18 protein-coding genes are annotated in these 23,799 nt (G+C 70.1%); 16 read left to right on the top strand and 2 right to left on the bottom strand.

Features of this window, described 5'->3' with window-relative positions:
* Positions 1-129: 129 nt before the first annotated feature.
* The 6 genes from AB0I18_RS32530 (at position 130) to AB0I18_RS32555 (ending at position 9,721) form a co-directional block, all read left to right on the top strand.
* On the top strand, positions 130-1,413 hold the full coding sequence (locus AB0I18_RS32530) for a sugar ABC transporter substrate-binding protein (protein WP_363109224.1): 1,284 nt from the start codon (positions 130-132) through the stop codon (positions 1,411-1,413).
* 6 nt (positions 1,414-1,419) lie between these two features.
* The gene (locus AB0I18_RS32535) at positions 1,420-2,376 is read left to right on the top strand and encodes a sugar ABC transporter permease (RefSeq protein ID WP_363109225.1); all 957 of its coding nucleotides are present in this window, start codon (positions 1,420-1,422) and stop codon (positions 2,374-2,376) included.
* Positions 2,377-2,411: 35 nt separating this feature from the next.
* On the top strand, positions 2,412-3,290 hold the full coding sequence (locus tag AB0I18_RS32540; RefSeq protein WP_363109250.1) for a carbohydrate ABC transporter permease: 879 nt from the start codon (positions 2,412-2,414) through the stop codon (positions 3,288-3,290).
* 77 nt (positions 3,291-3,367) lie between these two features.
* The gene (locus tag AB0I18_RS32545) at positions 3,368-4,597 is read left to right on the top strand and encodes a glycosyl hydrolase (RefSeq protein ID WP_363109226.1); all 1,230 of its coding nucleotides are present in this window, start codon (positions 3,368-3,370) and stop codon (positions 4,595-4,597) included.
* A gap of 23 nt (positions 4,598-4,620) precedes the next feature.
* Positions 4,621-6,636 (top strand): endo-beta-N-acetylglucosaminidase, encoded by a 2,016-nt coding sequence (locus tag AB0I18_RS32550; protein ID WP_363109227.1) that lies wholly within the window; start codon positions 4,621-4,623, stop codon positions 6,634-6,636.
* A 67-nt stretch (positions 6,637-6,703) separates the two neighbouring features.
* A complete protein-coding gene (locus AB0I18_RS32555; RefSeq protein WP_363109228.1) occupies positions 6,704-9,721 on the top strand; it encodes a glycoside hydrolase family 38 C-terminal domain-containing protein in 3,018 nt (1,005 codons plus the stop codon).
* Positions 9,722-9,805: 84 nt separating this feature from the next.
* Here the strand turns inward: AB0I18_RS32555 and AB0I18_RS32560 are convergent, their stop codons facing one another.
* Positions 9,806-10,543, bottom strand: a complete 738-nt coding sequence (locus AB0I18_RS32560; protein ID WP_363109229.1) for a FadR/GntR family transcriptional regulator — start codon at positions 10,541-10,543, stop codon at positions 9,806-9,808.
* 166 nt (positions 10,544-10,709) lie between these two features.
* On the opposite strand from AB0I18_RS32560, the gene AB0I18_RS32565 reads away from it, so the two are divergent.
* The 8 genes from AB0I18_RS32565 to AB0I18_RS32600 all read left to right on the top strand — a co-directional run bounded on the left by AB0I18_RS32565 (position 10,710) and on the right by AB0I18_RS32600 (position 18,746).
* A complete protein-coding gene (locus tag AB0I18_RS32565; RefSeq protein WP_363109230.1) occupies positions 10,710-11,795 on the top strand; it encodes a sugar ABC transporter substrate-binding protein in 1,086 nt (361 codons plus the stop codon).
* Positions 11,792-13,291: a sugar ABC transporter ATP-binding protein gene (locus tag AB0I18_RS32570; RefSeq protein WP_363109231.1), complete on the top strand. Its 1,500-nt coding sequence runs from the start codon at positions 11,792-11,794 to the stop codon at positions 13,289-13,291. The genes AB0I18_RS32565 and AB0I18_RS32570 overlap by 4 nt, the downstream gene beginning before the upstream one ends.
* Positions 13,284-14,321, top strand: coding sequence for an ABC transporter permease (locus AB0I18_RS32575; RefSeq protein ID WP_363109232.1), 1,038 nt, complete (start codon positions 13,284-13,286; stop codon positions 14,319-14,321). Before AB0I18_RS32570 ends, AB0I18_RS32575 begins: the two co-directional genes overlap by 8 nt.
* A 142-nt stretch (positions 14,322-14,463) precedes the next feature.
* A complete protein-coding gene (locus AB0I18_RS32580) occupies positions 14,464-15,813 on the top strand; it encodes an L-fuconate dehydratase (RefSeq protein ID WP_363109233.1) in 1,350 nt (449 codons plus the stop codon).
* Positions 15,810-16,565, top strand: a complete 756-nt coding sequence (locus AB0I18_RS32585) for an SDR family oxidoreductase (RefSeq protein WP_363109234.1) — start codon at positions 15,810-15,812, stop codon at positions 16,563-16,565. Before AB0I18_RS32580 ends, AB0I18_RS32585 begins: the two co-directional genes overlap by 4 nt.
* Before the next feature lie 8 nt (positions 16,566-16,573).
* A complete protein-coding gene (locus tag AB0I18_RS32590) occupies positions 16,574-17,584 on the top strand; it encodes an aldo/keto reductase (RefSeq protein WP_363109235.1) in 1,011 nt (336 codons plus the stop codon).
* Positions 17,581-17,895 carry an L-rhamnose mutarotase gene (locus AB0I18_RS32595; RefSeq protein ID WP_363109236.1) on the top strand — a complete coding sequence of 105 codons (315 nt, stop codon included), beginning with the start codon at positions 17,581-17,583 and terminating at the stop codon, positions 17,893-17,895. Before AB0I18_RS32590 ends, AB0I18_RS32595 begins: the two co-directional genes overlap by 4 nt.
* Positions 17,880-18,746 (top strand): amidohydrolase family protein, encoded by an 867-nt coding sequence (locus tag AB0I18_RS32600; protein WP_363109237.1) that lies wholly within the window; start codon positions 17,880-17,882, stop codon positions 18,744-18,746. The genes AB0I18_RS32595 and AB0I18_RS32600 overlap by 16 nt, the downstream gene beginning before the upstream one ends.
* Before the next feature lie 35 nt (positions 18,747-18,781).
* On the opposite strand, the gene AB0I18_RS32605 is transcribed toward AB0I18_RS32600, so the two are convergent.
* Positions 18,782-20,203 carry a lipase maturation factor family protein gene (locus AB0I18_RS32605; protein WP_363109238.1) on the bottom strand — a complete coding sequence of 474 codons (1,422 nt, stop codon included), beginning with the start codon at positions 20,201-20,203 and terminating at the stop codon, positions 18,782-18,784.
* A gap of 138 nt (positions 20,204-20,341) precedes the next feature.
* Between AB0I18_RS32605 and AB0I18_RS32610 the strand changes: the two genes are divergently transcribed.
* Entirely contained in the window at positions 20,342-21,622 is a 1,281-nt protein-coding gene (locus AB0I18_RS32610; RefSeq protein WP_363109239.1) for a DUF6777 domain-containing protein, read from the top strand.
* Positions 21,623-21,680: 58 nt separating this feature from the next.
* Positions 21,681-23,768 (top strand): SpoIIE family protein phosphatase, encoded by a 2,088-nt coding sequence (locus tag AB0I18_RS32615; RefSeq protein ID WP_363109240.1) that lies wholly within the window; start codon positions 21,681-21,683, stop codon positions 23,766-23,768.
* The last annotated feature ends 31 nt before the right edge of the window (positions 23,769-23,799 follow it).

Consider the following 23,799-nt stretch of genomic DNA (forward strand, 5'->3'; position numbering starts at 1 on the left):
GAGCTGGGCTGATGCCCAGCTAATGAATTTAGCAGCACGGAATCCATTGACTTGCCCACCGGGATGGATGCAAGGTCTGCCCGTCACCTCTGACCCACACCGCCGCAAGGGAGCCCGGTCACCGTGCGCATGCCTCGCAGAGCAATAACCGCCGCTGTCGTCGCCCTAGCCCTGCCGCTCAGTGCCTGCGGCTCCGGGGGTGACGGCGGCGGTTCGACGGACGCCTCGGGGAAGGTCGAGGGCGACATCACCTTCCAGACCTGGAACCTGAGGGCCAACTTCAAGCCGTACTTCGAGGGCCTGATCGCCGACTTCGAGAAGGAGTACCCCGGCACGAAGGTGAAGTGGGTCGACCAGCCCGCCGAGGGTTACGCCGACAAGATCAGCGCGGACGCGGCCGGCGGCACTCTCCCCGACGTCGTGAACGTCTCGCCCGACCTCGTGGCCCCGCTCGCCAAGGCCGGTCTCGCGCTCGACCTCGACAAGGCGGCCGCGAAGTACAAGAAGGAGTACCTGCCGGGCGCGTGGGCGAGCCACGAGATACCGGGCATGGAGGGGACGTACGCCTTCCCCTGGTACCTGAACACCGGCCCGCTGTTCTACAACAAGTCGCTGTTCAAGGAGGCGGGCCTGGACGCCTCGAAGCCTCCGAAGACGTACGACGAACTCTTCGACAGCGCGATGGAGCTGGCGGATAAGAGCGACGGCAAGGTCGCGACTCTCGCGAACGTGCCCACCATCGAGGACTTCGGGCGCTACGGCGTGCCGCTGATGAACGACGGGGGCACCGCCTTCACCTTCAACGACGCCAAGGGGGTCGAACTCCTCACCAAGTACAAGGAGTTGTACGACGCCAAGGCCCTCGACTCGCAGGCACTCACCGCTACCCCGGAGTCGTCCGGCAAGAAGTTCCTCACCGGAGCCGTCGCCATGAACCCGGGCAGCGCGCTGGACCTCGGCAACTTCAAGAAGCAGGCACCGAGCCTCTACAAGAACATCGGCATCACCGACCAGATCACCAGCACCGGCAAGGTCAACATGTACGTCATGGGCGTGATGGTCAACGCCCAGACCAAGCGGACGCCCGCCGCAGTCGCCTTCGCGCACTACGTCACCGACGCCCAGAACCAGATGTCCTTCGCCAAGAAGGTCGCGATCTTCCCGAGCACCGCCGGTTCGCTGGACGACCCGTACTTCACCAAGGAGGACGGGACAGACGAGACCAGGGTCCGGGTCGCCGCCGCCAAGTCCCTGAAGGACGCGGTCAATTACACGCCGGTCCTGTTCAGCGAGCAGATGAAGACCGAGCTGCGCAACTCCGTCGCCAAGGCGCTGCAGGGCAAGGAGAGCCCCAAGGAAGCACTTGACAACGCTGCCAAGGCCTGTGACCGACTGCTCCAGCAGCAGGGCTGAACCGACATGGCGAGTTCCACTGTTTCGCGGACGCCCCGGCCTGTCTCGCGGGGACGGCGTCCCGCCTCGCGAGGCCCACGCCCTGGTTCGCGGGTGCGGCGCCATCTCCCCACCAGCCCCTGGCTGTTCGCCGCCCCCGGGCTGCTGATCACCGGCATCTTCGTCCTGTATCCGTTCGTCTCCACCGTGGTGAACTCCTTCACCGACCGCCGGACCCTGATCCCCGGCGAGTTCGTGGGCCTGGCCAACTTCCGGGAGCTGCTGGACGACGAGATGTTCTGGATCGGCCTGCGCAACAGCACGCTGTACGTCCTCGGCGTGGTCCCCGCGCTCGTCCTGCTGCCGCTGCTGCTCGCGCTGCTGGTCCAGAAGAACATCCCCGGCATCGCCTTCTTCCGGTCGGCGTTCTACACCCCGGTCGTCGCGTCCATCGTCGTGGTCGGCCTGATCTGGGTCTGGCTCCTCGACGAACGCGGCCTGGTGAACGCGGTGTTGGAGGCGGTCGGGGTCGGCCGGGTCGGCTTCCTCAGTGACCAGTGGCTGCTCCTGCTGAGCGCCATGACCGTCACGGTCTGGAAGGGGCTCGGCTACTACATGATCATTTATCTGGCCGCACTCGCCAACGTGCCGCGCGAGTTGCACGAGGCGGCATCGGTGGACGGCGCGGGCGCGGTGCGCCGCTTCTTCACGGTCACCGTGCCCGCGGTCCGCTCGACCATGGTGCTGGTCGGTGCGCTCTCCTCGGTCGCCGCCTTCAAGGTGTTCTCCGAGGTGTACCTGATGGCGGGCCCGGACGGTGGTCCGGCGGGCGAGGACACGACCCTCGTGATGCTGGTCCAGCGCACCGGCACCGGTCTGACCGGCCGGGTCGGCTACGCCTCCGCCATCTCGGTCGTCGTCTTCGTCGTCACCGTCGCGCTGATGCTGCTCGTGCTGCGCGCCGACCGGAAGGAGGACGCGTGAGCGCAACCGAGAAGGTGCACGAGCCGACGTCCACCATGGACACGGACACACCGCGCCGCCGCAAGCGTGTCACCGACGAACACGGCCGTCGTATCCGGGGGTGGGAACTCGCCCTGCGCTACCTGCTGTTGCTCGCGGTCCTCGCGCTGACCGTCGGGCCGTTCCTGTGGCAGCTGTCCACGTCCCTGAAGGGCCCGACCGAGGACATCTTCAGCTCGCCGCCCAAGTTCCTGCCCAGCGACCCGACCCTGCACAACTACGAGCGCGTCGCCGACACCATCCCCGTATGGGACTACGCCCTCAACTCGCTGAAGGTCGCCACCGCCAACGTCGTGACGAACTGCGTCGGCGCGGCGCTCGCGGGCTACGCGCTCGCCCGGCTGCGCTACCGCGGGCGCAAGGTGGCCACGCTCGTGTTCATCCTCGCCATGCTCGTGCCCGTGGAGAGCATCATCATCGCCCAGTTCACGACGATGCGTGATCTCGGCCTGAACAACACCCTCATCGGCGTGCTGCTGCCCGCCTGCATCGCCTCGATGAACGTCCTGCTGATGCGCAACGCCTTCCTCAACCTCCCCTACGAGATCGAGGAGGCCGCCTACGTCGACGGGGCTAACGCGTGGCAGCGGTTCCTGCGGATCGCCGTGCCCTCGGTGAAGGGCACCCTCGCCGTCGTCGCGATCTTCGCCTTCATGGGCGCCTGGGACGACTTCCTGTGGCCGCTCATCGTGCTCAGCGACCCGGACAAGTTCACCCTGACCATCGGCCTCAACTATCTGCACGGCACCTTCGCCAACGACGAACGGCTGGTCGCCGCCGGCACGATCATCGCCGTGGCACCGCTGATCGCCCTCTTCGCCTGCCTGCAGCGGTACTTCTTCCGCGGCGTCGGCGAGGGCGCGGTCAAGGGCTGACCTCCCAGCGCCACAGATTCCCGCGCCACAGATCCACGCACCACAGATTCCGTACTCCCGATCCGCAAGGACCCTGCATGCCTTCTGCCGTGCGCTTCGGCGTCAACTACACCCCGAGCGAAGGGTGGTTCCACCACTGGCTGGACTTCGACCTCGACTCCGTGCGCGCCGACCTCGACTCCATCGCCGCGCTCGGCCTGGACCACATCCGGGTGTTCCCGATCTGGCCCTACTTCCAGCCGAACCGCTCGCTGATCCGCCCGCGCGCCGTCGAGCAGCTCGTCGACCTCGCGGACGCGGCCGCCGAGCGCGGTCTTGACGTCAACGTCGACGGTCTACAAGGACACTTGTCGAGTTTCGACTTCCTGCCGGCGTGGACGCAGACCTGGCATCGGCGGAACGTCTTCACACATCCCGAGGTGATCGAGGGACAGGCGGAGTACCTGCGGACCCTCGCGGCCGCCCTCGCCGACCGGTCCAACTTCATCGGGATGACCGTCGGCAACGAGGTCAACCAGTTCTCGGCCGGCCCGCACCCGGACCCCGACCGGGCGGAGCCCGACCGGATCGACGCCTGGCTGGAGCGGATGCTCGCGGCCTGCGAGAAGGGCGCGCCCGGCAAGCTCCATCTGCACGCCGAGTACGACGCGACCTGGTACCAGGACGACATGCCGTTCACCCCGGCCCAGGCCGCCCGGCGCGGTGCCGTCACCGCCGTGCACTCGTGGGTCTTCAACGGCACGGCCCAACGGCACGGGCGTACCGGCGTCGCGACCGAGCACCACGCCGCGTACCTGGTCGAACTGAGCAAGGCCTGGGCCGACGACCCCGGTCGCCCGGTCTGGCTCCAGGAGGTCGGCGCCCCGGCACCGCTCGTCCCCGCCGAACACGCCGCCGCCTTCACCGAGGCGACCGTCGCGAACGCCCTGGACTGCACCGACCTGTGGGGCATCACCTGGTGGTGCTCCCACGACGTGTCCCGCGACCTGGTCGATTTCCCCGAACTCGAATACGGGCTCGGCCTGTTGACCAACGGCCGCCGGCCGAAGGACAGCGCCAGGGCGCTGGCCCGCCAGGCCCGCGAGCACACGTACGCGCCGAAGACCCGCACGACGGCGCTCGTCGTCCCCGACAGCCCCGCCGCCCGCTCGCTCTGCGCGCCTGGCGGACCCGTCTTCGAGGCGTTCTTCCGGCTCACGGCCGACGGTGCCCGCCCGACCACCGTGCTGGCGTCCCGCACGGACGACGAGGGACACCTCGCCGCACGCGGCATCACCGAAGTCGTCACTCCCGACCAGGTTCCGTAACTCCCACAAGGAGGCACTTGCTCGTGAACCCCACCAGACGCACCGTCCTGTTGGTCACCGGCGCCGGCGCCACGGCCGCCCTGCTCCCGGCGTCACCCGCCACGGCCAAGCCGAAGGCGGCCGCCGCACTCCAGCCGTACGCCTCCTACTGGTACCCGGACTCCCTGCCCTCGGGTTCTCCGGGCGCGGGCATCACCTGGCGCGGTCTGAAGGCCTGGCGCGCCGACACCGACGCGGACCTGGCGTTCAACTCGGCGTCCGTGCCACTCGCCGAGCGGTTCACACCGACCCCGGCGAACACGACAGCCCGCAGCGGACAGGCCCGTATCCAGTCCCTGGTCTCCTTCGGCCCCACCGCGAGCAACCCCTCGCAGGGATCGGCCACCGCCGACTACTACGCGCCCACCCACTGGTCGTACGTCGACGAACTGGTCTTCTGGGGCGGCTCGTCGGGGGAGGGGCTGATCCTCGCGCCCAACGCGCCGATCGTGGACGCCGCCCATCGGCACGGCGTGCCCGTCCTCGGTAACGTCTTCCTGCCGCCCGCCGCCTATGGCGGACAACTGCAGTGGACCCGCGACCTGGTGCAGAAGGACGCGGCCGGGCGCTACCCGCTGGCCGCCCAACTCGTCGCGGTAGCGGAGGCGTACGGCTTCGACGGGTGGTTCGTCAACGCCGAGACCGGCGGCGGGAACGCGGCCCTCGCCACCGACATGCTCGGTTTCCTCACCGAACTGAAGAGACTCGGTGCGGCAAAGGGCCAGCGCGTCACCTGGTACGACTCCATGACCGTGAGCGGCTCGGTGAGCTGGCAGGGTGCGCTCAACAACCAGAACAGGGTGTTCTTCCAGGCCGCCGACTCCATGTTCGTCGACTTCCGCTGGTCGTCGGGCAGCCTCGCCTCCTCCGGGCAGAACGCCGATCAACTCAGCCGCAGCCGCTATGAGTTGTGGGCGGGTGTCGACGTGGAGTCCAACGGCTGGAACTCCTCCGTGAACTGGGACGCCATCGTGCCCGGGAGCGCCGCGCATGTCGTATCGGTGGGCTTCTACCGGCCGGAGTGGACGCGCAACCATCTTCCCGCCGGACGCACTCCGGGCGACTTCCACGCCGCCGACGACCGGTTCTGGACCGGCCGCTCGCTCGATCCGGCGCAGCCCGATCCCGGCGACACGTGGCGTGCGCCCGCCGTGTCCGTCGCCGACCGCTCGACGGTGACCGAGGTCCCGTTCGCGAGCGTCTTCAACACCGGGCACGGACTGCGCTGGTACGAGGACGGCGAGGTCACCTCGGACACCGCCTGGAACCATCTGGGCCTCCAGGACCGACTGCCGTCCCGGCAGTGGGTCGTGCGGACGGCGGGCCAACGCCCGTCCGTCACCTTCGACTTCGCGGACGCGTGGCGCGGCGGGAGCAGTGTCCTGGTCGACGGCGTGCTCGACGCGCCCGCCACGCTGGACCTGTACGCGACCAGGCTTCCGCTCACCGCGGCGACGGTCGTCGAGCTGACCCACCGTGTCGACTCGGGGAACGTGAGGGTCGAGCTGGCCGTGGCCACCGCCGAGCCGTCCGGCCCCGGGCAGCCATACACGTACACCTACTTCCCGGTCGACGCGGGGAACGGCTGGGTGACCTCGACCGTACGGCTGACCGGTCTGCCGGCGGGCGGCACGGCGTATGCCCTCGGTGTGCGGCTCACCGGGAGCGGCGGGGCCGTGAAGTGGCGGCTCGGCGGCATTGCCGTACGGGATCAGGCCGCCCAGAGCCCCGCCACCCCGGCCGACCCGCGCATCACCGGCGCCTCGGGAGGCGACCTGCGCTTCGCCTGGCGGGCCGCTCCCGGCGACGTACGCCAGTACACACTGCACCGGATCCTGCCCGACGGCACCAGGCGCTTCCTCGGAGGAACCGCTCAGCGGGCCTTCTTCGTTGGAGGACTGACGCCCGAAGGAGGCGAACGGACAGCACGGTTCGAACTGCGGGCCGTGGGGGAGCTTTACACCGCGTCGGACCCCGCGACCGTCACCCACACGTGGTGACCGCCGACCCCCGGTAACCACCGGCACACAGCAACAACCCGCACAACGGAGTTACGGAGCACCCCGCATGCATGACGACCGCAGCCTGGTCGAAGCCCGCCTCAAGCGAGTCCTCGACGAGCGCATACGACCGGCCGTGTACCCCGAGTCCGTACCGCTGGAAGTGGCGGTGTGGCACGCCCCGGGTGAGCCGGTGCCGGTCGCCGAGGGCCTGGCGGCCTCGCCCGAACCGATCGAGGCGGGCGCACGGTGGGGTGCTCCGTGGGGCACCAGCTGGTTCCGCGTGACCGGGACCGTGCCCGAGAAGTGGGCGGGGAAGACCGTCGAGGCACTCCTGGACCTCGGCTTCGACGAGAACATGCCGGGCTTCCAGTGTGAGGGCCTCGTCTACCGGCCCGACGGCACCCCGGTGAAGGGACTCAACCCGCGCAACCAGTGGGTGCGGATCGGCGCGCCCGTCGAGGGCGGCGAGGAGGTACGGCTGCACATCGAGGCCGCGTCCAATCCCGTCATCCTCGACTACCACCCCTTCCTGCCCACGCAGTTGGGCGACAAGGAGACGGCGGGCAGCGAGCCGCAGTACAAGCTGGAGCGGATGGACCTCGCGGTCTTCGACGAGACGGTGTGGCAGCTCGTCATCGACCTGGAGGTGCTCGGCGAGCTGATGGCGGAGCTGCCGGTGGAGTCCGCCCGGCGCTGGGACATTCTGCGGGCGGTCGAGAAGGCTCTCGACGCCGTCGACCTCCAGAACGTGGGCGGCACGGCCGCCGCGGCCCGCTCGCGGCTCGAAGGGGTGCTGTCGGCCCCCGCCGTCCCCTCCGCCCACCGCATCAGCGCCGTCGGCCACGCCCACATCGACTCGGCGTGGCTGTGGCCGCTGCGCGAGACCGTACGCAAGGTCGCCCGGACCACGTCCAACATGACGGCCCTCCTTGAGGACGAGCCGGACTTCGTCTTCGCCATGTCGCAGGCGCAGCAGTGGGCCTGGGTGAAGGACCACCGGCCCGAGGTGTGGGCGCGGGTCAAGAAGGCGGTGGCCGACGGGCGGTTCGTGCCGGCCGGCGGGATGTGGGTGGAGTCGGACACGAACATGCCGGGGTCGGAGGCGATGGCCCGTCAGTTCGTGCACGGCAAGCGGTTCTTCCTCGACGAGTTCGGCATCGAGAACGACGAGGCGTGGCTGCCAGACACCTTCGGCTTCGCCGCCGGACTGCCGCAGATCATCAAGGCGGCGGGCTCCAAGTGGCTGCTCACCCAGAAGATCTCGTGGTCGCAGACCAACAAGTTCCCGCACCACACCTTCCAGTGGGAGGGCATCGACGGCACGCGGATCTTCACCCACTTCCCGCCCGTGGACACGTACAACTGCTCCATGAAGGGCAGCGAGATCGCCCACGCGGCGAACAACTTCAAGGACAAGGGCGTCGCCCGGCACTCCCTCGCGCCCACCGGCTGGGGCGACGGGGGCGGCGGTACGACCCGCGAGATGGTCGCCAAGGCGGCCCGGCTGCGGGACCTCGAAGGCTCGGCGACCGTGGTGTGGGAGAGGCCGGAGGAGTTCTTCAAGAAAGCGGAAGCCGAGTACCCCAACGCCCCTGTGTGGGTCGGCGAGTTGTACCTGGAGCTGCACCGCGCCACGCTCACCAGCCAGGCCAAGACCAAGCAGGGCAACCGGCGCAGCGAACACCTCCTGGGCGAAGCCGAACTGTGGGCGGCGACCGCGGCCGTGAAGGCCGGATTCCCTTACCCGTACGAGGAGTTGGACCGACTGTGGAAGACGGTGCTGCTCCACCAGTTCCACGACATCCTGCCCGGCTCGTCCATCGCCTGGGTGCACCGGGAGGCGCGTAAGACGTACGAGGCCGTCGCCGAGGGGCTCAACGGCGTCATCGAGGCGGCCCAGCGCGCACTGGCCGGGGAGGGGACGAACGCCCTCGTCTTCAACTCGGCGCCGCACACCCGTGACGGGGTGCCCGCCGGTGGCGCGCGGACCCCGGCCGTCGGGGGCGAGTGCACGCTGGTGCCGCGCACGGACGGCGGCTATGTGCTGGACAACGGCCGGTTGCGGATCGAGATCGACGCACGCGGACTCGTGGTCTCCGCGTTCGACCTCGCCGCGGACCGTGAGACCCTCGCGCCCGGCGAGGCGGCCAATCTGCTCCAGCTCCACCCCGACTTCCCCAACATGTGGGACGCCTGGGACGTCGACGAGTTCTACCGGAACACGGTCACCGACCTGGTCGACGCCGACGAGGTCGTCCCCGGCGAGGACGGCGTCTCGGTCCGGATCGTGCGGTCCTTCGGCGCGTCCCGGGTCACGCAGGTGCTGTCCCTCGCGCCGGGGGAGTGGCGGCTCGACATCGGCACCGAGGTCGACTGGCACGAGACGGAGAAGTTCCTGAAGCTGGCCTTCCCGCTCGACGTGCACGCCGAGCGGTACGCGTCCGAGACGCAGTTCGGGCACTTCTTCCGGCCGACGCACACCAACACGTCCTGGGAGTCCGCCAAGTTCGAGGCCTGCAACCACCGGTTCGTCCACATGGAGGAGCCGGGCTGGGGCGTCGCGGTCGTCAACGACTCGACGTACGGCCATGACGTGACGCGTGCCGTGCGTGACGACGGTGGTACGACCACCACGGTCCGCGTCTCGCTGCTGCGCGCCCCGCGGTTCCCCGACCCCGAGACCGACCAGGGCGTCCACCGCTTCCGGCACGCACTGGTGCCCGGTGCCGGGATCGGTGACGCGGTGCGCGAGGGATGGCGGATCAACTTGCCCGAGCGGAAGGTCGCCGGCGGGGCCTCGGAGGTCGCGCCCCTGGTGGCCGTCGCGCAGGACGCGGTCGTGATCACCGCACTGAAGCTGGCCGACGACGGCAGCGGCGACGTGATCGTCCGCTTCCACGAGTCACGCGGCGGCCGCAGCCGGGCCACCCTCACGGCAAGCTTCGAGGTCGAGTCCGTCACGGTGACGGACCTCCTGGAACGCCCACTCGCCGAGGCCACGGCCCCGGCCCAGGACGGCAACCGCATCACCCTGAAGCTCCGCCCGTTCGAACTGGCAACGCTGCGATTGAAGCGCGCCTGAACTCATAGGGGCGCGGGGAACTGCGCGACCAGCCCCCACCGGCCCGCGGATTCAACACCTCGGACTCGGACCCGGCTCCAACCCCTAAGGCTGGAGCTGGGTCCGTAGCCATTGCTCCACCTCGCCCACGTGGGCAGCCGCGGCCGCCCGGGCCGCCTCCGGGTCATGGGAGACGAGCGCCCGGTGGATGGCGGCGTGCTCCCGCCGCGTCCGCTCGAAGGCCCCCTCCTCCTGGTACCCCCGCCACACCCGCGCACGGAACGTGCGCGAGGACAGCCCCTCCAGAATCGCCGCCATCGTGTCGTTGCCCGCCGACGCCACGATGACGCGATGGAAGGCCAGATCGTGGGAGAGGATCTCCTCCGGGTCGTCCGTCGCGTTCATGGCCGTCAAGTGCTTCTCCACTTCGGCCAGTTCGTCGGGGCTGATCCGGGCCGCCGCCAGCGCGGTCGCCGTCGACTCCAGGATCCGCCGCACTTCGAGCAGCTCGACCAGGCGCGGACCGCGGGACAGGTCCGCGACCACCCCGAAGGTCTCCAGCAGGTCCCCGGCCTCCAGCTGCGTGACGTAGATCCCGGAACCGTGCCGGGCCTCCAGGACGCCCAGGACCGTCAGCGCCCGGATCGCCTCACGCATCGAGCTGCGTGAGATGCCCAGCTGGGACGCCAGATCACGCTCGGTCGGCAGCCGCGCGCCCGGCTCCAGACGGCCCTCGCCGATCATCGCCGTGATCTGGTCTATGGCGCGCTGCGTCACGGTGCCCTTCTGCGGGGCGGTCGGCTGCGGGGCGGCCGTCGTCCCCTGGGGCAGGCTCTCGTCCACGCCACGTCCTCCTGTTGCCGGGTGCGCCGCAGTCTAACCACTCAGGTGGTCGGACCACTACGCGTCCAAACGGCGAGAAATTGCCGACAAGGGGTGTTGTGAGAGGGAAGTGGTCTGATAAATATGCGTGGCACCAGCTCGACCCCGCTCAATGAGGAGCCGATAGATGGCCGGCAGAACCGTACGAAACCGGAACGGACGAACCACGTCGCGGGCGATACGTGCGGCGGCCGTGACCGCCTGCGCCACCCTCGTGCTCGCGGCATGCGGCAGCACGAAGGACAACGTCGCCTCCGACAGCGGCGGGGACGGCGACGGCAGCGGCAAGGTCGGGGTGATCCTGCCCCTGCTGACCTCGCCGTTCTGGCAGTCGTACAACGACTACGTGCCGAAGATGGCGAAGTCGGAGGGAGTAGACGCTCTCAAGACCGTCAACTCCAACAGCGACCCCTCGCAGCAGATCACCGACATCAACAACCAGCTCAACCAGGGCGTGAAGGGCCTCGTCGTGGCCCCGCTGGACAGCGCCGCGATCTCCGCCGGGCTCGACCAGGCCGAGCGCAAGGGCGTGCCGGTCGTCGCCGTGGACGTGGCCCCCGAAAAGGGCAAGGTCGCGATGGTCGTGCGGGCCAACAACGTCGCGTACGGCGAGAAGGCCTGCGAGTACCTCGGCAAGCAGATCCCGTCCGGCAAGGTCGTGCAGATCATGGGCGACCTGGCCTCGGTCAACGGCCGGGACCGCTCCGAGGCCTTCCGGACCTGCGTCAAGAAGAACTACCCGAAGCTGAAGGTCCTGGAGATCCCCGCGAAGTGGGAGTCCGACACCGCGGCCTCCAAGCTGGACACCCTGCTGAACGCCAATCCGGACATCAAGGGCATCTACATGCAGGCGGGCGGCGTCTACCTCGCGCCCACGCTGCAGACCCTCAAGTCCAAGGGGCTGCTGAAGAAGGCCGGCGAGAAGGGCCACATCACGATCGTCTCGAACGACGGCATCACGCAGGAGTTCGACGCCATCCGCAAGGGCCAGATCGACGCCACCGTCTCGCAGCCCGCCGACCTGTACGCCAAGTACGGCATGTACTACATCAAGGCGGCGATGGAGGGGAAGACGTTCAAGCCCGGTCCGACCGACCACGACTCCGAGATCGTGAAGCTGCCCAGCGGAATCCTGGAGGACCAGCTGCCCGCGCCGCTGGTGACCAAGGACAACGTCGACGACCCCGACCTCTGGGGCAACACCGCCAAATGAACACACCACTCGTTGAGGCCCAGGGGATAGCCAAGCGGTACGGCCCCACCGTCGCACTCGCCGACGGACGGGTGACCGTGCACGCCGGTGAGTCCCATGCCCTCGTCGGCCGCAACGGCGCGGGCAAGTCCACCCTCGTCACCGTCCTCACCGGCCTCCAGGCGCCCGACGAGGGCACGGTCCGCTTCGACGGTGAGCCCGCGCCCGCGCTCGCCGACCGCGACGCCTGGCGCCGCAAGGTGGCCTGCGTCTACCAGAAGCCCACCGTCGTCCCGGAGTTGACGGTCGCCGAGAACCTCTTCATCAACCGGCAGCCCACCGGCCGCGGCGGCTTCATCAGCTGGCGCCGGCTGAAGGCCGAGGCGGCGGAGGTCCTGGAGACCTGGGACGTCCACGTCGACCCGGAGGCGCGGACCGCCGACCTCAAGGTCGAGGACCGCCAAATGGTGGAGATCGCCCGGGCGTTGAGCTTCGGCGCCCGGTTCATCGTCCTCGACGAACCGACCGCCCAGCTCGACAACCGGGAGATCGAGCGGCTCTTCACGCGCATGCGGGCGCTCCAGGAGTCCGGCGTCACGTTCCTGTTCATCTCGCACCACCTCCAGGAGGTGTACGAGGTCTGCCAGACCGTGACGGTCCTGCGCGACGCCCGCTGGATCATCACGGCGCCGGTCGCCGAACTGCCCCGGGCGGCGCTGGTCGAGGCCATGGCGGGGGAGTCCCTGGCCGCCGTGGAGGAGAAGGCCGCCCGGGCGCAGGTGGAGGCCGGCGCGCCCGTCGTGCTCGAAGCGCAGGGGCTCACCTCGGAGTCGTACGAGAAAGTCGACCTCACCGTCCGAGGCGGCGAGGTCGTCGGCCTCGCCGGATCCAGCGGCAGCGGCAAGATCGAGCTCGCCGAGTCCTTCGCCGGGCTGCACACGCCGACCGGTGGCAGAGCCCAACTCGACGGCAAGCGGCTGCCGTTCGGCGATGTGACGGCGGCGCTGCGGGCCGGTGTCGGCTGCGTCCCCCGCGACCGGCACGGCCAGGGCCTCGTCTTCGGCATGACCGTCGGCGACAACGCGACGATGACCGTCCTCGACCGCCTCGGCCGGTACGGATTCGTCGCCACCGACCGCAAACGCGGGTTCGCCCACGACCTGATCGAGCGCCTCGACATCCACACCGAGGGTCCCGACCAGCCCGTGTCCGACCTCTCCGGCGGCAACGCGCAGAAGGTCGTCATGGCGCGGGCCCTCGCCTCCGACCCCAGACTGCTCGTCCTGATCAACCCCACCGCGGGCGTCGACGTGAAGTCCAAGGAGTCCCTGCTGGCCCGCATGGACAGCGCCCGCGACGACGGCACCGCCGTCCTCGTCGTCTCCGACGAACTCGACGACCTGCGGCGCTGCGACCGCGTCCTCGTCCTCTTCCACGGCCGGGTCGTCGCCGAGCATCCGGCGGGCTGGCGCGACCACGAGCTGATCGCCTCCATCGAAGGAGTGGACCATGGCTGACACGAAGGCCCCGTCGGCCTCGACCGCCACCCCCGTAAAGACGGTGAAGACCGCAAGTAACGCCAAGTCCGTACTCCTGCGCAGGGCACGCGAACTCGCCCTCGTACCGGCGCTGTTGGTGCTGTTCATCCTCGGCGCGTTCGTCAACGACGCGTTCCTCACCGAGCAGAACATCATCTCCATCCTGGGCGCCTCGGCCGCCCTGGCGATGGTGGTGCTGGCCGAGTCGCTCGTGCTCATCACCGGCAAGTTCGACCTGTCCCTGGAGTCGGTCGTCGGCATCGCGCCCGCCGTCGGCGCGCTTCTGCTGCTGCCCGCCGCGCAGTCCGGCTGGGGCATGGAGCTGCCCGCCCCGGTCGCCCTGCTCGCGATCCTCGTGGTGGGCGCGGTCATCGGCGGCTTCAACGGCATCCTCGTGGTGAAGTTCAAGCTCAACGCGTTCATCGTGACGCTCGCGATGCTGATCGTCCTGCGCGGTCTGCTGGTCGGCGCCACCGAGGGCAAGACGCTCTTCGGGATGCCCGACGCCTTCTACACGCTCGCCACCACCACCTTCCTGACCGTGCCCCTCTCGGTGTGGCTGGCGGCGGCCTCGTTCGGCGTCGCCGGGTTCGTCCTCAAGTACCACCGCCTGGGGCGCGCCCTGTACGCGATCGGCGGCAACGCGGACGCGGCGCGCGCGGCCGGTATCCGCGTCGACCGCGTGATGCTCGGCGTGTTCGTCGTCGCGGGGACGCTCGCTGCGGTCGGCGGGTTGCTGCAGACCGGCTACGTCGGCGCGATCAACGCCAACCAGGGCCAGAACATGATCTTCACGGTGTTCGCGGCCGCGGTCATCGGTGGCATCAGCCTCGACGGCGGCAAGGGCACGATGTTCGGCGCCCTGACGGGCGTCCTCCTTCTTGGGGTCGTCCAGAACCTGCTCACTCTCGCCCAGGTTCCGTCCTTCTGGATCCAGGCTATTTACGGAGGAATCATCCTGGTCGCCCTCATGATTGCCCGTGTTACGACCGGCCGTGCGCAGGACTAGGTGTGGTTTGCAGCTGCGGGTTCGTTGTGGCTGGTCGCGCGGTTCCCCGCGCCCCTAAGAGGCCTGCGGCCTCCTTAGGGGCGCCATAGCTCACCGGACTTCGGCAGTCCGCTTTCCTCGTCCCTGACCGAAAGGCACTTCTGTGTCCCCATCTGCCGCCCGTATCACCGCGGTTGACACCTACGACATCCGCTTCCCCACCTCGCGGGAGCTCGACGGCTCCGACGCGATGAACCCGGACCCCGACTACTCGGCCGCGTACGTCGTGCTGCGCACGGATGGCGACGGCACGGCCGACGGCCTGGCGGGGCACGGCTTCACGTTCACCATCGGGCGGGGCAACGATGTCCAGGTCGCCGCGATCGAGGCGCTGCGCCCGCACATCCTCGGGCGTTCGGTGGACGAGCTGTGCGCGGACCCCGGGTCGCTGGCCCGGGACCTGACGGGAGACAGCCAACTGCGCTGGCTGGGGCCCGAGAAGGGCGTGATGCACATGGCGATCGGCGCCGTCGTCAACGCCGTCTGGGACCTCGCCGCCAAACGCGCCGAGAAGCCCCTGTGGCAGCTGCTGTCCGACGCCACGCCCGAATGGCTCGTCTCGCAGGTGGACTTCCGCTACATCGCGGACGTTCTCACCCCCGAGGACGCGCTCCAACTGCTGCGCCAGGGCCGGGAGGGCGCCGCCGAGCGTGCGGAGCTGCTGACGGAGCGCGGCTTTCCCGGGTACACCACCTCACCCGGCTGGCTGGGCTACTCCGACGAGAAGCTCTCCCGGCTGGCCCGTCAGGCGGTCGCCGACGGCTTCACCCAGATCAAGCTGAAGGTCGGCGCGGACCTCGCCGACGACACCCGCAGATGCCGGGTCGCCCGCGCGGTCGTCGGCCCCGGCATCCGCATCGCCATCGACGCCAACCAGCGCTGGAACGTCGACGAGGCCATCGAGTGGACCAAGGCGCTCGCCGAGTACGACCCCTACTGGATCGAGGAGCCCACCAGCCCCGACGACGTCCTGGGCCACGCCACGATCCGCAAGGCGGTCGCCCCGGTCAAGGTCGCCACCGGTGAGCACGTCCAGAACCGGATCGTCTTCAAGCAGCTGCTCCAGGCCGGGGCCATCGACGTCCTGCAGATCGACGCGGCCCGCGTCGGCGGCGTCAACGAGAACCTCGCGATCCTGCTGCTCGCGGCCAAGTTCGGCGTCCCCGTCTGCCCGCACGCGGGCGGCGTCGGCCTGTGCGAACTCGTCCAGCATCTCTCGATGTTCGACTATGTCGCCCTGGCCGGAACGACGGAGGACCGCGTCATCGAGTACGTCGATCATCTGCACGACCACTTCCTCGACCCGGTGGTGATCAGAGAGGGTCACTACATGGCACCCACCAAGCCGGGCTTCTCGGCGACCATGCGACCCGAATCCATCACGGAGTTCACGTTCCCGGGCGGCACCTTCTGGGCCGCCGACCTCGACCGGCAGAAGGGACAGGCGGCATGAGCGACTTCGAGGGCCTCAAGGCCCTGGTGACGGGCGGCGCCTCCGGTATCGGCCGGGCCACCGCGGAACTCCTGGCCGCCCGCGGCGCCCAGGTCGCCGTGCTCGATCTGGACATCGCCTCGGTCGACAAGCCACTGCTCGGCTACCGGGCCGACGTCACGGACGACGCCTCCGTGCGTGCGGCCGTGGCCTCGGCCGTCGCCGACCTCGGCGGACTCGACGTCCTGGTCAACAACGCGGGCATCGGCGCCCAGGGCACCGTCGAGGACAACGAGGACGAGGACTGGCACCGCGTGCTGGACGTCAACGTCGTCGGCATGGTCCGTGCCGCCCGTGCGGCCCTGCCCCACCTGCGCGAGTCCTCGCACGCGGCGATCGTGAACACCTGCTCCATCGCCGCCACCGCCGGCCTCCCGCAGCGCGCCCTGTACTCCGCGTCCAAGGGCGCGGTGCTCTCCCTGACGCTCGCGATGGCCGCCGACCACGTCCGTGAGGGCATCCGCGTCAACTGCGTGAACCCCGGCACCGCCGACACCCCCTGGGTGAGCCGTCTCCTGGACGCCGCTCCCGACCCGGCCGCCGAACGGGCCGCCCTGGAGGCCCGTCAGCCGACCGGCCGTCTCGTCTCGGCAGCCGAAGTCGCCGGAGCCATCGCGTACTTGGCGAGCCCGCTGTCCGGCGCCACCACCGGCACGGCACTGGCGGTCGACGGCGGAATGCAGGGGCTGCGGCTGCGCCCGGCGGGCCAGTGAGCGGGCCGGTGAACAGGCTCGGCCGCAGTGGCGTCGAGGTCACCGCCCTGGCCCTCGGCGCCGCCGCCATCGGCAACCTCTTCACCGAGGTCACCGACGAGCAGGCGCACGAGACCGTGCACGCCGCCTGGGACGCGGGCATCCGGTACTTCGACACCGCGCCCCACTACGGCATCGGCCTGTCCGAACGACGCCTCGGCGAGGCCCTGCGGGAGCGCCCCCGGTCGGCGTACACGCTCTCCACCAAGGTCGGCCGACGCCTGGAACCGACCGACGTGGGCGGCGACGACCTGGCCAACGGCTTCGCCGTGCCCGCCACGCACCGCCGCGTGTGGGACTTCAGCGCCGACGGCGTACGCCGCAGCCTGGACGCCAGCCTGGAACGGCTCGGCCTGGACCGGGTGGACGTCGTCTACCTGCACGACCCGGACGACCACGCCGAACAGGCCTTCCACGAGGCCTATCCGGCACTGGAGAAGCTGCGCTCGGAGGGCGTGGTGGGCGCGATCGGCGCGGGCATGAACCAGGCCGAGATGCTCACCCGTTTCGTCCGCGACACCGACGTCGACGTCGTCCTGTGCGCCGGGCGCTACACCCTCCTCGACCAGCGGGCACTGACCGAACTGCTGCCCGCCGCGCAGGAGCGCGGGGCATCCGTCGTGATCGGCGGGGCCTTCAACTCCGGCCTGCTGGCCGACCCGAAGCCCGGGGCGACGTACAACTACGCGGCCGCACCGGCTGAGTTGCTGGACCGCGCCCTCGCCCTCAAGGCAGTGGCCGACCGGCACGGCACCACCCTGCGAGCCGCCGCCCTGGCCTTCTGCACCGCACATCCGGCTGTCGCGGGCGTCCTCGTGGGAGCCCGTTCACCGCACGAAGTACGCGACTGCGCCGAGCAGTTCGCGGCGCCGGTGCCCGCCGCCTTCTGGCAGGAGCTGCGGGACGCGGACCTGCTGCCCGCCGACGCCCCCGTACCCGGCGAGAAACCGTCCGAGGCGTCGTCCAAGGAGCCGTCATGAGAATCGCCCTGCACACCAAGGTCCGCGCCGACCGTATCGCCGAGTACGACGCCGCTCACCGCGAGGTCCCCAAGGAACTCACGGACGCGATCAGCGCCGCCGGGGCCACCTCCTGGACGATCTGGCGCAGCGGCACCGACCTCTTCCACCTCCTGGAGTGCGAGGACTACCCACGGCTCCTCGCCGAACTGGAGAAACTGCCGGTCAACATCGCGTGGCAGGCACGGATGGCGGAGCTGCTGGACGTGGTGCACGACTACTCCGACGAGGGCGCGGACGCGGGCCTGCCGGTCGTATGGGAGCTGCCGTGACCACCACCGCGTCGAAGATCGACGCCCACCATCACGTGTGGGACCTCTCCGTACGGGACCAGGACTGGATCACCGGCCCCGAACTGGCGCCCCTGCGAAGGAACTTCGGCATCGAGGACGTGGAACCTGAAGCGCGAGCCGCCGGCGTCACCGGAACCGTCCTCGTGCAGACGATCGCAGTCGCCGAGGAGACCCCGGAGTTCCTGGCGCTCGCGGAGGAGAGCGACCTGATCGCGGGAGTCGTCGGCTGGACGGACCTCACCCGCCCCGACGTGGCGGATGAGCTGGCCCGTCTGACGGAGCTGCCGGGAGGCCGGTACCTGAAGGGCATCCGCCACCAGGTCCAGGCCGAACCCGACCCCGAATGGCTGCTGCGCGAGGACGTACGCCGAGGACTCGCGGCCGTCGCCGCGGCGGGCCTCGCCTACGACCTGGTCGTCCTGCCCCACCAGCTCTCCGCCTGCGTGCAGGCGGCCGAGCGCCACCCCGAACTCACCTTCGTACTCGACCACTTGGGCAAGCCGCCCATCGCCTCCGGCGCGCTGGAACCCTGGGCCACCGCCGTCCGCGCACTCGCCGCACTGCCGAACACCACCTGCAAGCTCTCAGGAATGGTGACGGAGGCGGACTGGAAGAGCTGGCAGCCGAGCGATCTGGCGCCCTACGCGGACACGGTGCTGGACGCCTTCGGCCCGAGCCGGCTCATGTTCGGCTCCGACTGGCCGGTGTGCGTCCTTGCCGCCTCGTACGCCGAAGTCGCCCAGACCGCCGGCCAGTTGACCGAGAAGCTCAGCGAGGGCGAGCGGGAGGAGATCTTCGGGAGTACCGCCACCCGCGTCTACCGCCTCTGAACCACCGAGATCTACCGTCTCTGAATCACCGAGGCCTACCGCCTCTGAATCACCGAGCCGAGCCGCGTCGGCGGCATGAACTCGCGTACGTACGTCCGCTCCCAGCACGCGCCCGTCTCCCGCAACTCGTGCCAGGTCGTGTACCGGTAGCGGTAGAGGCGGGCCCGGACGCAGCGGGGCGGTGCGTCCGCCGGGAACGGCGAGCGGCGTAGCAGCCGCAGCGTGTCGCGGTCGTTTTCCAGCAGCCGCTCCATCAGGCCGCCGAACCACGGGCCGGCGTAGGCGGGGGAGAGCGCCGCGAACCACATCATCCAGTCGAGGCGCAGGTGGTACGGGGCGAACTGGCGTGGCCAGTGCCGTGGGTCGCCCGGCTTGCCCTTGAACTCGTACTCCTTCCACTCCGAGTCCTCGCGCGGGACCGGGTCCGCCGTGCCCTCGATCACGACCTCGTGGCGGACGCGGCTGACGCTGCCGAACGCCCCGTAGGTGTTGACGAGATGGAGCGGGTCGAAGGAGCGGTTCATGACCTGGTGGCGGGAGACGAGATTGCGGGCCGGCCGGTAGCTCAGGGTCAGCAGGAGCGCGGCGACGGCGAGGACCACGATCTCGTACCAGAGGGGTGCTTCGGGCGTGTCCGGGGCCGTGCCGGGGAACTCCACGGCGGACAGGGCGACGACGATCGTGATCCAGTTCAGCCAGGAGAAGTTGCCCGACAGGACCAGCCACAGCTGGGTGACGATCATCAGCGAGGCGGCGGCCGTCGCGATCGGCTGAGGTGTGAACAGCAGGACGGGTACGACGAGTTGGGTGAAGTGGTTGGCGGCCACCTCCGCCCGGTGGAACGGCTTCGGGAGATGGTGGAAGAACCAGCTCAGCGGGCCCGGCATCGGCTGGGTCTCGTGGTGGTGGTCGAGGCAGGTCAGCTTCCGCCAGCACTCGTCGCCGCGGATCTTGATCAGGCCCGCCCCGAACTCGACGCGGAACAGGAGCCAGCGCAGCAGCAGGAGCACCACGATCGGCGGGGCGACCTCGTCGTTGCCCAGGAAGATCGCGAGGAAGCCGGTCTCCAGGAGCAGGGACTCCCAGCCGAAGCCGTACCAGGTCTGGCCGACATTCACGATCGACAGGTACAGCACCCAGGGGACGAACCACAGCAACATGGCGCCCCACAGGGGAAGTTGGCTGTCCAGGCCCGCGACCAGCGCCACCGACACCGCGCAGCCGGTCCAGGCCCAGGCCGCGAAGAAGCGGTCGGAGTAGTGGAGCTGGAACACGCTCGGCGCCCGCCGGAAGGGCACCCGTGCCACGTACCGGGGTACCGGCAGCATGCCGCGCTCGCCGATCAGCGCACGGAACTGCAGCGCCGCGCCCAGGAACGCGACGAGGTACACCGCGGCCAGCGCCCGTTGGAAGACCAGCCGGCTCGTCCAGTACTCGGGGACTGTGAACCACTCCACGTCGAACGCTCCCTTCCCCTCCATTGTGACGCTGTGTGACCCACCCCGGCTGCTGTGTGCCTCTCTTCGGCTTGCGGGTCTTCCGGAAGCGACGCAGACAATAGTGAACATATTGACCGGGATGAAACGGGGACCGCGGTGCACATATCCACCAGAACCCTCGTTCTCGCCTGCACGCTCTCCGCGGCGCTCTTCGGCGCGGGCTGCGGCGGTGACGGGGAGAAGGCGTCCGACGCCTCCGGCGGAGAGGTCTTCCTGGAGCCGGTCGCGGCCGAGGGCCCGGACCCGTTCACCGACTCGACGGCGCGGATCACCGCGACCCCGTCACCGGTCGCCCCGACACCGTCCCCCGCACCGACGGCGGAGGGCGTGCGGTCCGTCGCGGGCGGTACGCCGGGCCTCTACGGCGGTACGCATCGCGTCGGCAGCTGTGACGTCGAACGGCAGGTCGGGTTCCTCACCGCGGACCAGGTCAAGGCACGCGCGTTCGCGCGGGCCGCCGGTGTCTCCCGGTCCGGCATCCCCGCGTATCTGCGCGGTCTGACCTCGGTCGTGCTGCGCGCCGACACCCGGGTCACCAACCACGGCTTCCGGGACGGGAGGGCGACCGGCCATCAGTCCGTACTCCAGGCCGGCACCGCCGTCCTCGTCGACAACCGCGGCGTACCCCGCGTTCGCTGCGCCTGCGGCAACCCGTTGAAGCCGCCCGTCGCCCTCGACGGAACTCCCGGCCGCCACGGCAGCCCTTGGTCGGGTTACCGGCCCACGAAGGTCATCGTGGTCACCCCGGAGCCGCAGGTGATCACCGACATCACGATCATCAACGTCGAGGACAACACCTGGATCGAGCGCAGGATCGGTGACGACGGCGACGAGGACCGCATCGTGCCGCCACCCGCCGTCGACCCGCAGAGTCCGGACCCGGACGGCTCCTCGCCGTCGGCCGAGGAGCCGTCGTCCGACGACTCCTCGGAGAGCTCCGACGGGTCCCCGACCGACTGCGTGACACCGACCGTGACTGTCACTCCGGGCACCGCGGAGGACACTCCGACGGAGGGCACCGCGACGGAGAACACGCCGACCGAGGAGACCACGACCACCGCGTCCCCGGCCCCCTCGGACTGCCCCACGGCCACCGTGACGGCCACGCCGGAGCCCTCCGACGACCTGGTCTCGCCCCCCGAGGGCTCGGAGACGGACACGCTGCCCGACACGGACGTCCCCGACGAGCCCGGCGTCGACGAGCCCGGGCAGCCCGAGCCGCCCCTGGACTCGCTGGACTCCCCGGAGCGTGAGGTCGGCCCCGACACCGTCCCGGACAGCCCCGACGTACCGGACGACGGCGGCCTGATCCCGGACGAGCCGGGCCCGTACAGGGCCTCCGGCGCCGCCGGGTTCTTCGGCAGGCTGGTCGGCTGAGCTGCCGTGATGCGTCACACGAGTCGAAAATTCAGTCAAACCCTGCCAAGGTGGGCGCATGGTTGATCGGGGAGCGAGCGCTCTGTCACTCCCGGACGACTGGCCCGCCCACCCGGATCCGATCCTGGCGCTCAACCGTATGGGCGGCTTCGACTGGGACCTGGACAGCGGCGTCATGCAGATGGACGCCCTGGCCCACGAGATCTTCGACCTGCGCCCCGACGAGTACGACGGCCGCCCCGAGACGCTGTCCGTGCGGGTGCCCCCGACCGAGGCCCGCCGACTCGACGTCCACGTCTCCCAGGCCATCAAGGACGGCAGCGAGAACTACGGGGCGTACTTCCGCGTCCGCCGTCGCGACGGAACCCTGCGCTGGACCCATACCCAGGGCTACATCCGCCGCGACAGGACGGGCCGGCCGCGCCGCATCATCGGCATCGTCCGCGACGCCACCCAGGAACTGAGCGAGGCCGAGGGCCGTCGCGAGCAGGCGGCCCTGGACGAGGCCCGTCGCCGGCAGACGAACGTCGTGCAGATCACCACGGCGGCGCTCGCACACGCCCGTACGGTCCAGGACGTCATCGACGTCCTCAAGGACACCCACGGCCTCACCCACCTCGGCGCGACGAGCCTCGTCATGGGCCTGGTCGAGGCCGGCCGTATCCGGCTGGTCGCCGAGGGCCCCGAGGGCAGCTTCGTACCCGGCACCGAGGTCACCCGGATGGACGAGCAGTACCCGATGAGCGAGGTGGTGCGGACGCTCGCCCCGCGCTTCATCGAGTCGCCGGAGGAGTTCGCCCGGTCGTATCCGCTGCTGTGGCCGCACATCACCGGCCTGGACATCACCTCGGCCGCCTACCTGCCGCTCATCGCCCAGGCCAGACCCATCGGCGCCATGGGCCTGCTCTACAACGACCGGCGCGGCTTCTCCGCCGAGGACCGCAACGTCCTCGTCGCGCTCGGCAGCAGCATCGCGCAGAGCCTGCAGCGGGCCATGTTCTACGAGCAGGAGAAGGACCTCGCCCAAGGGCTCCAGCAGGCCATGCTGCCGCGCTCCATCCCCAGCGTGCCCGGCGCCGACATCGTCGTCCGCTACCGCTCCGGCTCACTCGGCCGGGACATCGGCGGCGACTGGTACGACGTGATCCCGCTGCCCGGCGGCCGCGTCGGAGCCGTCATCGGGGACGTCCAGGGCCACGACACCCACGCGGCCGCCGTCATGGGCCAGCTGCGCATCGTCCTGCGGGCCTACGCGGCCGAGGGCCACACCCCCGCCACCGTCATGGCCCGTGCCTCCGTCTTCCTGCACGAACTCGACACCGAGCGCTTCGCGACCTGCCTGTACGCGGAGGTCGACCTCTCCACGGGGGTGGTGCAGGCCGTCCGGGCGGGCCACATGGACCCGCTGGTCCGCGACCCGAACGGCAGCTGTCGCAGAGTCCGCCTCGAAGGGGGCCTGCCGCTCGGCCTGTCCGCCCTGTTCGGACGCCTCGAATACCCCGTCGTCACCTTCGAACTCGACCCCGGCCAGACCCTGCTCCTGTACACCGACGGCCTCGTCGAACAGCCGGGGATCGACCTGGACGACGGCATGGAGACACTCCGCGCACTCATGTCCACGGGACCGGCCGACGTACGCGACCTCGCCGACCGGCTCATCGACGTGGCCGAGGAACGCGGCGGCGAGGACGATGTCGCGCTGCTCCTGCTGCGCCGCCTGGGCCTCGACGCGCAGCGCCCCGGCGGGCGGCTCCAGCAGCTCGTCGGTCCGGGCGACCCCGAGGCCCTCACCTCGTGCCGGCACATGATCCGCGCGGCCGTGGACGCCTGGGGTGCCCGCGAGCGCGCCGACGAGGTCGAACTGGTCGCCGACGAACTGGTCACCAACGCCCTGATGCACACCGAGGGCTCCGCGATCGTCACCCTCCGGGTCCTCACCGGCTCCGCCCGCCGGCTGCGCGTCGAGGTCGAGGACGCGTCCAGCGCGCTGCCGCGGCGCCGCGAGGCCGGAGAGGCGGGGGTCTCCGGGCGGGGGCTGCTGCTGGTGGACCGCCTCGCGGACGTGTGGGGCGTGGAGGCCCGGGGCGGCGGCAAGTGCGTGTGGTGCGAGTTCACCGTGCCGGAACGGGACCCCGAACGGGACTGAGGCCCGGTCGTCCCGGTCCGCCTGGCGCTGT

The sequence above is a fragment of the Streptomyces sp. NPDC050704 genome, assembly GCF_040654355.1.
In the GTDB taxonomy this organism is placed as follows: Bacteria; Actinomycetota; Actinomycetes; order Streptomycetales; family Streptomycetaceae; genus Streptomyces.